Source organism: Celeribacter sp. (genome assembly GCF_048270365.1).
Lineage (GTDB): Bacteria > Pseudomonadota > Alphaproteobacteria > Rhodobacterales > Rhodobacteraceae > Celeribacter.
The window spans coordinates 311,811-326,647 of record NZ_JBLWTA010000004.1 but is presented as its reverse complement, the minus strand read 5'-3'; the positions used below and the strand labels follow the sequence as shown (position 1 = coordinate 326,647).

Annotated in this window: 14 protein-coding genes; 7 read left to right on the top strand and 7 right to left on the bottom strand. The window is 58.6% G+C overall.

Translation table 11 applies throughout. The annotated features are described in order from the left end of the window. Window positions 1–193: 193 nt before the first annotated feature. From putP to ACN0X0_RS08120, 3 genes are all read left to right on the top strand, one after another. Complete coding sequence (gene putP, locus ACN0X0_RS08130) at window positions 194–1,669, top strand: sodium/proline symporter PutP (protein ID WP_417278732.1); 1,476 nt, start codon at window positions 194–196, stop codon at window positions 1,667–1,669. A 240-nt stretch (window positions 1,670–1,909) separates the two neighbouring features. Continuing rightward, the gene (gene pnp / locus ACN0X0_RS08125) at window positions 1,910–4,042 is read left to right on the top strand and encodes a polyribonucleotide nucleotidyltransferase (protein ID WP_417278731.1); all 2,133 of its coding nucleotides are present in this window, start codon (window positions 1,910–1,912) and stop codon (window positions 4,040–4,042) included. Window positions 4,043–4,305: 263 nt separating this feature from the next. Beyond that, window positions 4,306–5,211: a glycosyltransferase gene (locus tag ACN0X0_RS08120; protein ID WP_417278730.1), complete on the top strand. Its 906-nt coding sequence runs from the start codon at window positions 4,306–4,308 to the stop codon at window positions 5,209–5,211. On the opposite strand, the gene ACN0X0_RS08115 is transcribed toward ACN0X0_RS08120, so the two are convergent. From ACN0X0_RS08115 to ACN0X0_RS08100, 4 genes are all read right to left on the bottom strand, one after another. After that, window positions 5,208–6,116 carry a glycosyltransferase family 92 protein gene (locus ACN0X0_RS08115; RefSeq protein ID WP_417278729.1) on the bottom strand — a complete coding sequence of 303 codons (909 nt, stop codon included), beginning with the start codon at window positions 6,114–6,116 and terminating at the stop codon, window positions 5,208–5,210. The two genes, ACN0X0_RS08120 and ACN0X0_RS08115, sit on opposite strands and share 4 nt — an antisense overlap. Window positions 6,117–6,198: 82 nt before the next feature. After that, entirely contained in the window at window positions 6,199–6,846 is a 648-nt protein-coding gene (locus ACN0X0_RS08110; protein ID WP_417278728.1) for a peroxiredoxin, read from the bottom strand. 103 nt (window positions 6,847–6,949) lie between these two features. Further along, complete coding sequence (locus ACN0X0_RS08105) at window positions 6,950–7,597, bottom strand: RluA family pseudouridine synthase (RefSeq protein ID WP_417278727.1); 648 nt, start codon at window positions 7,595–7,597, stop codon at window positions 6,950–6,952. A gap of 12 nt (window positions 7,598–7,609) precedes the next feature. Next, window positions 7,610–8,071 carry a GAF domain-containing protein gene (locus ACN0X0_RS08100; RefSeq protein ID WP_417278726.1) on the bottom strand — a complete coding sequence of 154 codons (462 nt, stop codon included), beginning with the start codon at window positions 8,069–8,071 and terminating at the stop codon, window positions 7,610–7,612. Window positions 8,072–8,214: 143 nt separating this feature from the next. On the opposite strand from ACN0X0_RS08100, the gene ACN0X0_RS08095 reads away from it, so the two are divergent. Both ACN0X0_RS08095 and ACN0X0_RS08090 read left to right on the top strand, forming a co-directional pair. Next, on the top strand, window positions 8,215–8,559 hold the full coding sequence (locus ACN0X0_RS08095; RefSeq protein WP_167601331.1) for an STAS domain-containing protein: 345 nt from the start codon (window positions 8,215–8,217) through the stop codon (window positions 8,557–8,559). A gap of 58 nt (window positions 8,560–8,617) precedes the next feature. Continuing rightward, complete coding sequence (locus ACN0X0_RS08090; protein ID WP_417278725.1) at window positions 8,618–9,040, top strand: ATP-binding protein; 423 nt, start codon at window positions 8,618–8,620, stop codon at window positions 9,038–9,040. Window positions 9,041–9,130: 90 nt separating this feature from the next. Here the strand turns inward: ACN0X0_RS08090 and hspQ are convergent, their stop codons facing one another. After that, window positions 9,131–9,457, bottom strand: coding sequence for a heat shock protein HspQ (hspQ, locus tag ACN0X0_RS08085; RefSeq protein WP_226552105.1), 327 nt, complete (start codon window positions 9,455–9,457; stop codon window positions 9,131–9,133). Window positions 9,458–9,542: 85 nt separating this feature from the next. Between hspQ and ACN0X0_RS08080 the strand changes: the two genes are divergently transcribed. After that, window positions 9,543–10,424, top strand: a complete 882-nt coding sequence (locus ACN0X0_RS08080) for an AEC family transporter (RefSeq protein WP_417278724.1) — start codon at window positions 9,543–9,545, stop codon at window positions 10,422–10,424. A gap of 84 nt (window positions 10,425–10,508) precedes the next feature. Continuing rightward, entirely contained in the window at window positions 10,509–11,090 is a 582-nt protein-coding gene (locus tag ACN0X0_RS08075; protein WP_417262283.1) for a lytic transglycosylase, read from the top strand. 8 nt (window positions 11,091–11,098) lie between these two features. Here ACN0X0_RS08075 and ACN0X0_RS08070 read toward each other — a convergent pair whose 3' ends face one another. Beyond that, entirely contained in the window at window positions 11,099–11,713 is a 615-nt protein-coding gene (locus ACN0X0_RS08070) for a LolA family protein (protein WP_226552099.1), read from the bottom strand. A 93-nt stretch (window positions 11,714–11,806) separates the two neighbouring features. Continuing rightward, window positions 11,807–14,827, bottom strand: coding sequence for a DNA translocase FtsK (locus tag ACN0X0_RS08065; protein WP_417278723.1), 3,021 nt, complete (start codon window positions 14,825–14,827; stop codon window positions 11,807–11,809). Between the last annotated feature and the right edge of the window lie 10 nt (window positions 14,828–14,837).

The window sequence follows — 14,837 nt, the reverse complement described above, 5'->3', positions numbered from 1 at the left end:
ATGAAAACCGAAAACATAACCGAATGCGGCATGATCAAATGTCCCAATGTTCTTCCTTCGTATGCGATCATCGCGCATAAAAATGACCAAAAAATGATCGAACGTCCTTATTTCTTTGAATTGCTAGTCTTTTCTTGTTTCGACATTAGACATCTGCATGTTTCCCCTGAGAATTCCAACAAGGGGAAGAGTTATGGAATTGGGAGTTTGGATCAGTCTGATCCTCTATTTCGTGCTGATGCTTGCCATCGGCTTTTACGCATGGCGCAAGTCCACAGATACGGCCGAAGGCTATGTCCTCGGCGGGCGCAATCTTCATCCGGCCGTCGCGGCCCTGTCCGCCGGCGCCTCCGACATGAGCGGTTGGCTTTTGCTCGGCCTGCCCGGCGCGCTTTATGCTTCCGGCCTGATCGAGGCCTGGATCGGCATCGGCCTGTTTGTCGGGGCATTTATCAACTGGATCATCGTCGCCCCGCGTCTGCGTGAACAGACCAAACGCTATGACAACAGTCTGACCATCCCGGAATTCCTCTCGAACCGCTTTCCGACCGCCGCCACCACGCTGCGTGTCGTTTCGGCTGTGATCATCGTGCTTTTCTTCGCGGTCTACACCGCTTCGGGCCTCGTCGGCGGCGGCAAGCTTTTCGCTTCGGCCTTTGATGGTGCCTACATGACCGGCGTGATCCTCACTCTGGGGGTGGTTCTGGTCTACACGGTGTTTGGCGGCTTTTTGGCCGTGTCGCTCACCGACTTCGTGCAGGGCTGCATCATGATGTTCGCTTTGATCATCATGCCGATCGTGATCCTCACCACGGGTCAGGGCAACGGCGTCGAACAGGCCGCCGAACGTCTCGCGACCGAGGTGGATCCGAACTACCTGTCGATGACCCACGGGCTGACGCTATTGACCTTCCTGTCTACGGTCGCCTGGGGTCTGGGCTATTTCGGCCAGCCACATATCATCGTGCGGTTTATGGCCGTGCGCTCGGTCAAAGAAGTGCCCGTGGCCCGCAATATCGCGATGCTCTGGATGGCGATCTCGCTGGTGGGCGCCATCGGCGTCGGCGTCTTCGGTCGCACCTATATGGAGCGCAATGGTCTGACGCTTGAAGACCCGGAAACGATCTTCATCGTGCTCTCCGAATTGCTGTTCCACCCGCTGGTCACCGGCTTCCTCTTCGCCGCCCTTCTGGCCGCGATCATGTCCACCGTGTCCTCGCAGCTTCTGGTGTCGTCGTCCTCGCTGACCGAAGACTTCTACAAGGTCTTCTTCCGTCGCGAAGCTTCGGATCAGGAACTGGTCAATGTGGGCCGGATCAGCGTGGCACTCGTCGGCATCGTCGCGATCCTCATCGCCTCCAATCAAGACAGCTCCGTGCTTGGCCTCGTGTCCAACGCCTGGGCCGGGTTCGGCGCCGCCTTTGGGCCTTTGATGATCTTTTCCCTGACGTGGAAACGCATGACCGGCGCAGGCGCCGTGGCGGGTCTCGTTGTGGGGGCTGGCACCGTGGCGCTGTGGATTTCCACAGGGCTGAACAAAAGCTTCATGGGCCAAGGTCTCTATGAGATCATCCCCGGTTTTGTCGCCTCCGCCATCGCGATTGTCGTCGTCAGCCTCCTGACGAAAGACAAAGGCGAATTCCGGGCGATCGAAACGCCTGCGGAGTGATCCCGGCACACCGAGAACACACCATGCGGGCGGCCTTCGGGTCGCCCGTTTCATTTCCATCCCCCCAAAACTCGCGACTTGGCGCAGAGCGCATTTTCCTGTATGCGGGCCCCATCTGAGACGTAACGCAAAAGACCCCGGCGTTGTGAAAGTAAGATATGGGGTCGGCGGCAATGGGGCCGCCACGCAAAACGGGAGACGCGAGAGGGCTCGCGAGGGCTCCCAAACAGGATACGCTGAATGTTCAACGAAGTGAAAAAATCGATCCAGTGGGGCGAAGAAACCCTCACTCTGGAAACGGGCAAGGTTGCCCGTCAGGCCGATGGCACCGTCATCGCCACCCTTGGTGAAACCTCCGTGATGGCCAACGTCACCTTCGCCAAGCAACAAAAGCCGGGGCAGGATTTCTTTCCGCTGACCGTGCACTACCAAGAGAAATACTACGCCGCCGGTAAAATCCCGGGTGGCTTCTTCAAACGCGAGGCTCGTCCGACGGAAAAAGAGACGCTCACCGCGCGTCTGATCGACCGTCCGATCCGCCCGCTCTTCGTCCCTGGCTTCAAAAACGAAGTTCTGGTGATGTGTACTGTTCTGTCGCACGATCTGGTCAACGACCCGGACATCGTCGCGATGATCGCGGCTTCTGCCGCTCTGACCATTTCCGGCGCGCCCTTCATGGGTCCGATCGCTGGCGCCCGCGTGGGTTTCGAGGATGGCGAATACATCCTGAACCCGACCGTGGACGACATGGACCAGCTGCGCAACAACCCGGACCAGCGTCTGGACCTCGTTGTCGCCGGCACCAAAGACGCCGTTATGATGGTGGAATCCGAGGCTTACGAGCTCTCCGAGGACGAAATGCTCGGCGCTGTGACCTTTGCTCATGAGCAAATCCAGCCGGTCATCGACCTGATCATCGATCTGGCCGAAGAGTCCGCAAAAGAGCCCTTCGACTTCTCCGCGCCGGATTACTCCGAGCTCTACAACGTGGTGAAAGCCGCTGGCGAAGCCTCGATGAAAGAGGCCTATTCGATCCTCGACAAGCAAGAGCGCGTGGCCGCCGTTGCTGCCGCCAAGGACGCGATCAAAGCCGGTCTCACCGAAGAGCAGCTTGAAGACGAGAACCTCGGGTCCGCCCTCAAGAAACTCGAATCCAACGTGCTGCGCTCGACCGTCGTGAAAGAAGGCAAGCGCATCGACGGCCGTGCCCTCGATCAGGTGCGTCCGATTGTGTGCGAAACCGGTCTTCTGCCGCGGACCCACGGCTCCGCTCTGTTCACCCGTGGTGAAACGCAGGGCCTCGTCGTGACCACGCTCGGCACCGGCGACGATGAGCAGATCATCGACGCGCTGCATGGCAACTTCCGCTCCAACTTCCTGCTGCACTACAACTTCCCGCCGTACTCGGTCGGTGAAGTCGGTCGTGTCGGCTCCCCGGGTCGTCGTGAAATCGGTCACGGCAAACTGGCATGGCGCGCCCTTCAGGCCGTTCTGCCCGCCGCCACCGATTTCCCCTACACGATCCGCGTGGTCTCCGAGATCACCGAATCGAACGGCTCCTCCTCGATGGCTTCCGTTTGCGGTGGCTCCCTGTCGATGATGGACGCCGGTGTGCCGCTCAAATCCGCTGTTGCGGGTGTGGCCATGGGTCTGGTGCTCGAAGACGATGGCGAATTCGCGATCCTGACCGACATTCTTGGCGACGAGGATCACCTCGGCGACATGGACTTTAAAGTCGCAGGCACCGAGAACGGCATCACGTCCCTGCAAATGGACATCAAGGTCGCAGGCATCACGCCCGAGATCATGAAGCAAGCTCTGGCTCAGGCCAAAGAGGGCCGCATGCACATCCTCGGCGAGATGAACAAAGCGCTCTCCGGCGCTGGCGAATTCTCCGCCCATGCTCCGCGCATCGAGACCATGCAGATCCCGACCGACAAGATCCGTGAAGTGATCGGCTCCGGCGGTAAAGTGATCCGCGAGATCGTCGAGACCTCCGGCGCGAAAGTCGACATCAACGACGAAGGCATCATCAAAATCGCCTCCGCCAATGGTGAAGCGATCCAGAAAGCCTATGACATGATCCACTCCATCGTGGCCGAGCCGGAAGAAGGCATGGTCTACAAGGGCAAGGTCGTGAAACTGGTCGATTTCGGCGCTTTCGTGAACTTCTTTGGCAAGCGTGATGGCCTCGTGCACGTGTCTCAGATCGAGAACCGTCGCCTGAATCACCCGTCGGATGTTCTGAAAGAAGGTCAGGAAGTTTACGTCAAACTTCTGGGCTTCGACGACCGTGGCAAGGTGCGCCTTGGCATGAAAATGGTCGATCAGGAGACCGGCGAAGAGGTCAAGAAAGAGGAAGAGGCCGAGTAATCGCCTCCTCTTTTCGAAACATGGAAAAGCCCCGCCATTGGCGGGGCTTTTTGAGTATTTGTGGCAGCAAAGGAAACGGGGGAAACCCGCCGAAAGAGCCCCTGTTGACGTGAGGTCGCTTTTGTCTCCGGCGAAAAACAGGCTAGAGCATCTAAGCCCCTACCGAGTTTTAAAAGACACCGATGCCTCACAATCGCCGAACTCAACATCTTCGCCTCACCGTCGCTGCGCTCACACGCCGACGCCCTCATATGGTGCGGGCCTTGATTGCATCCTGGGGCCAGATGGATCTGCCTGCCCTGTGTGACATCCGCTGTCTGATCGTGGAAAACGATGAGCAACCGAACACGCAGCCGCTGGTGACGTCTCAGTCCGTTTTGCCAAATGGCATACCGTTAGACTATGCACTGGAAACCGAGGCGGGCATTTCCTGCGCCCGGAACCGCGCGGCGAAAGAAGCGCTAGATCAAGATGCTGATCTTTTGATTTTTGTCGATGACGACGAAACCGTTGCGCCAGACTGGCTTGTGAAGCTGATTGATGGCTACCGTCAAAGCGAGGCTGTACTTTTGGGGGCACCTGTTTTGGTTGCGCCGCAAAACGAGCCGCTGACATATCTGCAATCAGTGGCCCTGAAAAACATGGTGGAAGTCTATCACAGAAGGGACCTTAGCGCAGCGGAGACCGCGACGCTGAACAGTCGGGGCCGAAGCGTCATCGCCACCAACAATTGGGTCGCGCAAACCAGATTGTTCCGTGAAGAGAACATTTGGTTCGACGAAGCACTGCGGTTTTCCGGCGGAGAGGACACACAGTTTCTCGTCGATGTCATGGATCGCGGCTTTACGGTCGGCTGGGTCAAAGACGCCTATGTCTATGAGACCATTCCAGCAGATCGCCTTAGCCTGAGCTACCAATTCCGCCGCGCGCGCGACCAAGCCAACACCAGCTTTCATCGCAACATGTCGAAGAAACCGAGCCGCCGTTACACGATATTCCTGCGGATTCCCGGCAAACTGATTCAGCTTGTCTTTCTTTTCCTCAGCATCCCCTTCGCGCATAAAACCGCGCCGTTGCGATTTGCGCGGATGGCGGGCGGCTTTTGGGGAAAACTGAATTCAGCCGTCGGAGTGCGGTACAAGCATTACGCTAAGACCACTGGGCACTAAGCTTGTGAGGGATAGTTCGCTCCAAACCACCGTTTCGCCGCCGGATCCTCGACGCTTTCCGCTTCGATCTGATCGACCTTGCGCATCACGCGGCGGAGGTGGTCGTTTGCATCTTGGGTCATGTTGGACCCACGGGTGATCTTAGCCATCAACTCCGCGTTCGAGCGGGTGTAATAGTGGTTGAGCTGGATGTGATCGGCGGAATAGAAACCCGGCTTTTTGCGATCCGAGGCAGAGGCTTTGTCGCCTCGGTCGTTCACGCTCACTGCAGACCCATCCGTCTCGATGGAATGCACTTTCATCGCGGTGACATGGCAGGGATCGACGATCATCTTGAAATTGCACATCCCCTTCAAAGGACTCATCGGGTCCGGGTGACGGCGGGTGTAATTGGCGACGATGCCGCCCTCCGGCGCGTCCTCGAACCCGTTGCGTCCGAACATATGCCAAGGCAGTGAAATGTTCACCTCGCCCTCCAGATGCGCCAGACAATCCATCAACGTCTCACCCGATTTCGGCACCAGAAATTCATCGACGTCGATAAAGGCCATCCAGCGGACCTGATCGCCGAAATTCGCCACTGCATGGGCGTAGGCCAGCACTTGATTGTGGATTTCCGCACCCGAATTCCCGTCGCACAGCTTTTGGGTCCATGGGATCACGGTCACGTTTTGGACCCCAACGGCGGCCACGATCTGCACCAGCGTGCCATCCACCGACCCGTTGTCGTAAACGTAGAAATGGCGCACCCCGGCCTTTTGGTGAAAGCGCGCCCATTCACCGATATGGGCCTCTTCATCGCGCACGATCAGGACAATCGCGAGACCTTCGCGGTCGGGCAAAGCCTTTGGCGGATCAAGCGCAATTCGAGAGATGGATTTGGTGCGGCGCAGTGCTGAAAACATAAAAAACCCCTGTTCGCGAGTACCATAGGAAAGATCGGCACAGGCGAACAGGGGCGATTTCAACGGCTTTTGACCGAAACGTTTACGCTTTCACGAAACGCAGGTACGGCAGCTTGATGTCCACACCACCGAATTTCTCGGCGGCCTGTTCATCCGTCAGAGACAGAGCTGCGATCACATCCTGGCCAACGGTCCAGTTCGCAGGTGTCGCGAGCGGCACGCCGTAGGTTTTTTGCAGACCATCAAGCGCGCGCAGCACCTCGGCAAAGTTCCGGCCCACCGACATCGGGTAGGTCATCGTGAGTTGCAGTTTTTTGTCCGGGGAAATGATAAACACCGACCGCACCGTCGCGGTGTGAGCGGGCGTGCGACCATCGGGCAGGTAGGCCTCTGACGGCAACATGTCAAAGGCTTTGGACACCGCGAGATCCGTATCGGCAATGATCGGAAACCCCGCAGAGGTGCCGGCAAAGCTCTCGATATCGCCTTTCCAGCTCTTGTGCTCTTCGACGCCATCCACAGAGACGCCGATCACCTTCGTGCCGCGCTTTTCCCATTCATCGGCCAGTTGCGCAACAGCACCGAATTCGGTGGTGCAGACCGGCGTGAAATCTTTCGGGTGGGAGAACAAGATCGCCCAGCTGTCGCCAATCCAGTCGTGAAAGGTGATCTCACCCTGATCGGTCATGGCGGTAAAATTCGGAACGATGTCGTTGATACGAAGACCCATGGTCATCTCCTCTATAGGTGCGTGGTTTACAAAATCAGATACGTTCTAAATTTGTAATTTCCACCCCGGATATGGAAACCGCGACACATTTACTCGGGATTAGTCAAAACGGACATTTCGCTGTGAAAGACAGCCCCGCGCCGCCATCCGGGTGACGGAACCGTAGCTGTTCTGCGTGCAACATCAAGCGCGGAGCGTCCCGCGCCTCCCCCGTCGCATAAAACGGATCGCCCATGATCGGATGCCCAAGCGCCAGCATATGCACGCGAAGCTGATGCGAACGGCCTGTCTTTGGCATCAACCGCACCCGCGTTTGATTGTCCTGATAGCGCACCACCCGCCAATCGGTGACGGCGGGTTTGCCGGTCTCGTGACAGACCATCTGTTTCGGACGGTTCGGCCAATCGACGATCAGCGGCAGGTCCACCGTGCCGGTCTTTTCCGCAATATGCCCATGAACCCAGGCGACATAGGTTTTCTTGGTCTGCCGTTTTTCGAACTGAAGCCCGATGTGGCGCTGTGCATGGGGCGTCAGAGCAAAGACCATCACGCCAGAGGTATCCCGATCCAGCCTGTGAATCAGCAAAGCCTCCGGGAAAGCCGCCTGAATGCGCGACATCAGGCAATCGGCCAGATGCTCGCCCTTGCCCGGCACAGACAAAAGCCCCGAGGGTTTGTTCACCACAAGGATCTCATGATCCATATGGAGCACATCCAGAGGGTCTTGCGGGGGATTGTAATCGTCACTCATGACAGGCGCCTATCATGCCCGGCTCACCTTGGCAAAAACCCGATTGAGAATAAGGGTCAATTGCTCGGCATCTTCCTGGGTGAAGGCCGCCGGGAGATCGCTGTCGAGGTCAAAAACCCCCAACAGCACACCATTCGCATTTTGCACAGGCAGGACCAATTCCGACCGCGTCGAGGAGGCACAGGCGATATGCCCCTCAAAGGCCTCAACATCCGGCACCAGTTGCACCGCGCGCGTCCGCGCACAGGCGCCGCAAACACCGCGTGAGAACGGGATCACGAGACAGCCATGGCCACCTTGGTAAGGCCCTATTTTCAAGAGGTTTTCTTCGACAACACGATAAAAACCCGTCCAATGGAACCGATCATCAAACTGGTGCACCTCGCAGGCCACGGTTGCCATTAACGCCACCTCATCGGCTTCTCCCGCACAAAGCGCCTCAAGGCGCGCAGACAACCCCGCATAGTCGGTCATATTTTTCTCCATTTTCCTGTTGGCGCAAACCCATTGGTAAGATTTCCCCCCTAGGATCAAGCCCAATACAGCGTCTTTTCTGCTTTCCGGAGAGTCCGTCGAAGGTTCAGGTACAGGCGTTTCGCAGGAAAAAGGTACGGCATATGAAACTGACACATCAGGACTTTGATGACGTGCGCGTGGTTTGCGTCGGTGAAAACCGAATTGACGCCGCCTGTGCCATCCAGTTCAAAGACGAAATGCGCGCGCTGAGCGACAGCGGTCCTGCGCGCATTCTTCTCGATCTGCAAAATGTGGAATTTCTCGACAGTTCCGGACTTGGCGCTGTCGTCGCGGCATTGAAAGCCGTGCGGCATGGTCAGCGTCTGGAACTCGCCGCGCTGCATCCCACCGTCCAACGCGTCTTTCATCTGACCCGCATGGATACCGTGTTCACCATCCACACCAGCGTGGCAACAGCTGTCGAGGGGATTGCGAATGCGTCCTGAGGGAAATCTCGCCTACCAGAACTCCTGGGAGGTTTGCCCCCAACCGAAAGAACATGAATTGAGACTCATCCTGCCAGCGACGGATGCCGCGGTTCGACGCGGACTTCAAACCATCAAGCACGGGCTTGAACCGAACGGTCTGGCCGCCGACGAGGCTGCGAGCCTTGAAATTGTCTTGGCCGAAATCCTCAACAACATTGTCGAACATGCCTATGCCGACGATCCCGAGGGTCTGATCGACATACGTCTCTCGCAAGCCGACGATGGATTGCATTGCCTGATCTCAGACAAAGGCAATATGATGCCCGGCGGCGAGCCCCCGCTTGGGTTGCAGGCCAACCTGAATTGCGACATCGCCGATCTGCCTGAGGGGGGATTTGGCTGGTTCCTGATCCGCGAATTGGCGCATGAGTTGCAATACGCCCATATCGACGGGGAAAACAAACTGAGCTTTCGGATGGCCATCGGCCAGAAACGCTAGGCACCTGACGCGAGGTTGCGGCCCGGACTTTAATGACTACGCAGCATGAAAGCCGCTCTGCCCTTTCGGGGCAAACTCTGGGCCAACGGCTTAGTTGAGCTGAAAGTGCAGCGGGTAAGATCCATCGCAAAACGGACCGAACAAATCCGATAGATCGGGGTGATCCACCGGCACGCCTGAGTAATCTGCGACGAGATTTTGCTCTGACACATAAGCCACGTAGTAGCTTTGGTCATTTTCCGCGAGCAGATGATAAAATGGCTGATCCTTGTCGGGGCGCACATCCTCGGGAATGGCGGCGTACCATTCGTCTGTGTTGGAAAAAATCGCATCCACATCGAAGACAACACCGCGAAAGCTGTGCTTTCTGTGGCGCACGACTTGCCCCAGATGATATTTCGCCCGTGATTTCATCATAACATTGCAACCCCTATACTTGGTTAGTAGACCCTAAAAACGGCGCCTGTCCACGGGGGACGGCCAAAGAAATGGGAAACAGTCTGTGAACCTCATTTTAACAGTCTTGGAAATCGTCACCCCGGTTTTCCTTTTGGCGCTCATCGGATTCACCTGGGTCAAGACCGGCCACGAGTACCGTTTGGAGTTCGTCACCAAACTGACCATGACGCTCTCCGTGCCCGCGCTGATCTTCACGGCCCTGATCAAGGCCGACATAGATCCGGCCGCCCTGACCGCCCTGTCGATGGCCTCCGTCGCGGCCTATGGCGGCGTCACCATCGCGGCGTGGATCACCGTCAAATCTTTGAAACTCGACACGCGTACCTATCTGGCACCGCTGATTTTCGGCAACACCGGCAACCTCGGCCTGCCGCTTGCGCTCTTTGCCTTCGGCGAAGCGGGGTTGAGCTATGCGGTCGTCGTGTTTGCGGCCATGGCGCTTTGGTCCTTCACCTTCGGCATCTATGTCACGGCCGGGCGCGGCTCGCTTGGCAAGGCCTTCAAGGAACCTCTGGTCTGGGCCACGGCTCTCGGCGCCCTGTTCCTGTGGCAGGGCTGGACCCTGCCCCGCGTTGCGATGAACACGCTTGAGATGTTGGGCCAGATCGCCATTCCGCTCATGCTCATCACATTGGGCGTCGCGGTGGCGCGCCTGCATCCGCGTGGTCTCGGTCGCGCAACGTTGATTTCACTGGGAAAAGTCGTGCTCTGCGCAGGCATCGCCGCGCTGGCCGGGATGTATTTCAACCTCGCCCCCGTGCCCTTCGCCGTACTCGTGGTGCAAATCGCCACGCCTGTGGCCGTCACCTCCTACATGCTGGCGGAAAAATATGGCGCGGATTCAGACTCCGTCGCCGCCCTTGTGGTCTCCTCGACGCTTTTGTCCGTCCTCTATCTGCCGCTGATCTTGGCCATGGTGATCTGACCCCCAAGCTGTTCACAGGAATGCCATTTCACAGCCCGGTGAAATTCGTTATGATCTCGCAAAAGTAAAGAGCGAGAGGCAGGTATGAGCAGAAGTCTTCGCGCATTGGGGTTTTGTCTTTTGGTCGCGGCCTGTGGCGGTAATTATTCCGCGCCACGCGACCTCGACAATGCATGCGCAATCGTATCCGAACGCCCGAGATATCATCGGGCCATGAAGCAAACCGAACGCAAATGGGGCGTGCCGGTCTATGTTCAGATGGCGACATTCTATCAGGAAAGCAAATTCATCGGTGACGCGCGCACGCCTTACCGCTTTGTTTTGGATGTGATCCCGATGGGTCGCCAAAGCTCGGCTTACGGCTACGCCCAGGCGCTCGACGCCACGTGGGACGAATACCGCGACGAAGAAGGACGGCGTGGCGCGAAACGTGACCGGATCGAGGACGCCACCGATTTCATGGGCTGGTATATGGATAAAACCACCGAATCTTTGGGCATCTCCAAGGCCGACGCCCGCGCGCAATACCTCGCCTATCACGAGGGACGCACGGGCTATGCGCGCGGCTCCTATAATGCCAAACCGTGGCTGTTGCGCGTCTCCTCTCAGGTTGCCGCACGCTCTGACACCTATCGGGGTCAGCTTTTGGCCTGCGGCAAACTCTGAAAAACGCTTTAGTCGAGCGGCGTCCCGCGCCGGTCGGCTTCGCTACGGATGTTGAATTCACGATCCGACACCGAGCCACCCAACGACATCTTGGTCAGTTGAACCGTGGTCGACCCACCGGCCTCATCGTGAATGACCCAGGCCTTGAGCACAGGCGTGGCGCTAAAAATCAGGTCGATATAGCCGTAATCCGGATGATCCGGGTCCTGCGCCCGCACGATCGTGTCACCGTTTTCCTCGCGATGCGACACCACCATTTTGGCGGCATTCAAATCGACATTGCGCTTGAGAATCACCGACAGCGGGGTCTGCGACAGCGGGAACCGCTGCGGCGGCTCATTCGAACCCGGATCGAACACCCCGACCTGCCCGCCAGACACCAGCACAAGCGCATCATTCCCGGAGCCGTAGTCGAGACGCATCCGGCCGGGGCGTTTGATCGTCACCTGGCCATTGGAACGTGAACCATCGTCATTGGTCTGGACAAAATCCGCCTGAACCGTGCCGAGGCTGTTCAGATAATTGGAGAGTGTGGAGAGGGACAGCTTTTCAGCCGCCGCAGGAGCGACGGTCGACAAAGCAATCAGGGCGGCGGGCGCAAGCGCGGTGAGAAATCGTTTCATGGCGTAGATATATGCCAGATTTCGCGGGCTGCCACATGTCTTCTGCTCACAAGAGAGCGACAGGCGTGTGAACGCCCATCGCAGCTGCCGAACTTACTGTTCCGGCACCAGAATTTCGCGTTTGCCAACGTGGTTCGCGGCGGACACGACACCCTCGTCCTCCATCTGCTCCACCAGACGCGCGGCCTTGTTATAGCCGATCGCCAGTTTGCGCTGGATGTAGGAGGTCGAACATTTGCGATCCTTGATCACGATGGCCACGGCCTGATCGTAGAGCGCATCTTCGCCATTGGTGTTGCCACCGGTCGCCAGGCCCAGAACCGCGTCGATATCCGCTTCCTTGTCGGATTCCGGCCCTTCGACCACGCCGCCGACATAATCGGGCGGACCGTAGGCCTTGAGATAAGACACGATTTTCTCGACCTCTTCATCGGACACGAAAGGCGCGTGGCAGCGTTGGATTTTCCCACCGCCCGCCATGTAGAGCATGTCACCCATGCCCAGGAGCTGTTCGGCGCCCTGTTCACCCAGAATGGTGCGGCTGTCGATTTTCGAGGTCACCTGGAAGGAAATCCGGGTCGGGAAGTTGGCCTTGATCGTGCCGGTGATGACGTCCACGGAGGGCCGCTGCGTCGCCATGATCAGGTGAATGCCCGAGGCCCGCGCCATCTGCGCCAGACGCTGGATACAGGCCTCGATCTCCTTGCCGGCCACCATCATCAGGTCGGCCATCTCGTCGACGATCACCACGATGAAGGGCAGTTTTTCCGGCTGGAATTCTTCGGTCTCGAAAATCGGATCGCCGGTCTCGTCGTCAAACCCGGTCTGCACGGTGCGGGAGAACATCTCGCCCTTGGACAGCGCCTCTTTGACGCGACCGTTGTAGCCGTCGATGTTGCGCACGCCCATTTTGGACATTTTGCGATACCGATCTTCCATCTCGGCCACGACCCATTTCAGCGCCACAACGGCCTTTTTCGGGTCGGTCACAACCGGGCTCAACAGATGCGGAATGCCGTCATAGACGGAAAGTTCCAGCATCTTCGGGTCGATCATGATCAGGCGGCAATCTTCCGGAGTCAGACGGTAAAGGAGCGACAGGATCATCGTGTTGATCGCCACGGATTTACCGGAACCGGTGGTCCCCGCGATCAACAAGTGCGGCATCTTCGCAAGGTTGGTCACGACCGGATCGCCACCGATGTCCTTGCCCAGCGCCAGTGGCAGCGACAGCTTGCCGTCACCATAATCACGGGTCGAAAGGATCTCGCGGAAGGACACCATTTCGCGGTGGTCATTCGGCAATTCGATCCCGATCACGGAGCGCCCCGGCACAGTCGAGACACGCGCGGACAGAGCCGACATCGACCGCGCGATGTCATCGGCCAGGCCGATCACCCGCGAAGCCTTGAGACCCGGCGCGGGTTCCAACTCGTACATGGTCACGACAGGCCCCGGACGCACGGAAACGATCTCGCCCTTGACGCCATAATCATCCAGCACGCTTTCCAGCATCCGCGCGTTTTCTTCCAAGGCCTCATCGGACAGCGTGTGACGCACAATGTTGGTCGGGTTTTCCAAAAGAGACAGCGGCGGGGTTTCGTATTCGGCCTCTCTGGGATCGAATTTCAACGAAGGCTGCGCCTCCGCCTGTGCCTGTTTCGAGGGTGCGACCGGTTTGCGCACCGGGTGCTGCACCACACGTTTTGGGTCCGGCACGGAAGGCGCGGCAGGCTCATACCGCGCGGGCTGCGGATCGACATACTCCGGCGTTTCCAAGGCATCCTCGACGAAGGCCTCGTCCTCATAGGAAGCGGCATAGTCCGCGTCAGAATACCCCTCATCCGCATAGCCCGCATCGGCATATCCCGCGTCATACTCTGCGTGATAGGCAACCTCGGGAACCTCTTCATAGCCATAGGGCTCGGCATAGGCTTCCTGCGCGGCGGCCTCATGCGCGGCGGGTGTGGCAACCGGGGCTGCCACAACGTTCTGATCAAAGACGATCGGCGCCGGACCTTTGCGATATTTTTGCGCTGCCTTTTGCACCGCGGTCAAAGGCGGCTCGACGCGGCTGTTGCCCGTCATCGATCCACGCGGCACGGAACGGGCGCGCGCACTGATGGCCGACGAAATTTTCGAGCGGATGCGATCATCCTGCCCCGGCCCCAAGTCCACATCGGGCGCCAGATCGGGTTCGATCAACTCGGGCTCCAGATCTTCGGGCGCCGTGCGTTTCAACAGACCCGGCATCTTGGACAGAAGCGACGGTTTTTGGTCGACTTCCATCGGCGGGGTCTCGATCGCCGGCTGTTCCGCACGGATCACACGGCCACCGACACGCGGCTCGGCCTGTGCCATCTGCGCCTCGAACGCGGCCTGTTGCTCGGCCAGCATCTGACGCTCGGCACGGCGTTCTTCGCGACGGGTCGCAGCCGTGCGGGCCATCTGTTGACCCATGACGACAGAGCCGCGCGCGCCACGGCCCAAAAGATGCAGCGCCAGCGCATAAAGCGAGACCAACCCGACCAGCAGGAAACGCCAAGCCAGTTTCAGCTCAGCCACGGTCACACCAAGCGCGAAGAGACCCAAGGCCAGCGCACCGAAGAAGGACAAAAACGCCAGAACCTTGAGGCTAAAGGCAGCGCCAAAGGGCAAAATCTGGATCAAGGCGGCCAGCACAGTGTCGCCGAACAGACCGCCAAAGCTTTGCGGTGCGGTGGAGGCATGCGTCGAGGCATAGATCGCGGCCACGGCAATGGCGATCGGCACGAACACGGCACGCGACAGGGCGCGCTCCGCCCCGCGGTGCAGCACGAAACGCAGACCCCAAGCCGCAAACCCCAGCACAAAGCCCCAGGAAGCCACACCGACGATGATCATCAAGGGCGAGGCCACGGAGGCGCCGAGACGGCCCAGAATGTTATGCACAGGCGCTTCGGTCGCGGACAACCAGCTCGGGTCCTCAGGCACATAAGACCCCAGCATCAGCGCGATCAGGAACCCAACGGCCAAAAGCCCGAGACCAATGAGTTCTCGCCCCCGACGCTCCAAAAGTGCTTGGGTGTTTCTGTCGAAAAGCGGGTCGCGACCGCGCGCCTGATAGGATGCCATGACTGCCTCT

Excerpts from the sequence above, each read along its gene's own strand:
- putP (WP_417278732.1), top strand. The coding sequence starts at position 194 with ATGGAATTGGGAGTTTGGATCAGTCTGATCCTCTATTTCGTGCTGATG.
- pnp (WP_417278731.1), top strand. The coding sequence starts at position 1,910 with ATGTTCAACGAAGTGAAAAAATCGATCCAGTGGGGCGAAGAAACCCTC.
- ACN0X0_RS08115 (WP_417278729.1), bottom strand. The coding sequence starts at position 6,116 with ATGTTTTCAGCACTGCGCCGCACCAAATCCATCTCTCGAATTGCGCTT.
- ACN0X0_RS08110 (WP_417278728.1), bottom strand. The coding sequence starts at position 6,846 with ATGGGTCTTCGTATCAACGACATCGTTCCGAATTTTACCGCCATGACC.
- ACN0X0_RS08105 (WP_417278727.1), bottom strand. The coding sequence starts at position 7,597 with ATGAGTGACGATTACAATCCCCCGCAAGACCCTCTGGATGTGCTCCAT.
- ACN0X0_RS08100 (WP_417278726.1), bottom strand. The coding sequence starts at position 8,071 with ATGACCGACTATGCGGGGTTGTCTGCGCGCCTTGAGGCGCTTTGTGCG.
- ACN0X0_RS08095 (WP_167601331.1), top strand. The coding sequence starts at position 8,215 with ATGAAACTGACACATCAGGACTTTGATGACGTGCGCGTGGTTTGCGTC.
- hspQ (WP_226552105.1), bottom strand. The coding sequence starts at position 9,457 with ATGATGAAATCACGGGCGAAATATCATCTGGGGCAAGTCGTGCGCCAC.
- ACN0X0_RS08075 (WP_417262283.1), top strand. The coding sequence starts at position 10,509 with ATGAGCAGAAGTCTTCGCGCATTGGGGTTTTGTCTTTTGGTCGCGGCC.
- ACN0X0_RS08070 (WP_226552099.1), bottom strand. The coding sequence starts at position 11,713 with ATGAAACGATTTCTCACCGCGCTTGCGCCCGCCGCCCTGATTGCTTTG.
- ACN0X0_RS08065 (WP_417278723.1), bottom strand. The coding sequence starts at position 14,827 with ATGGCATCCTATCAGGCGCGCGGTCGCGACCCGCTTTTCGACAGAAAC.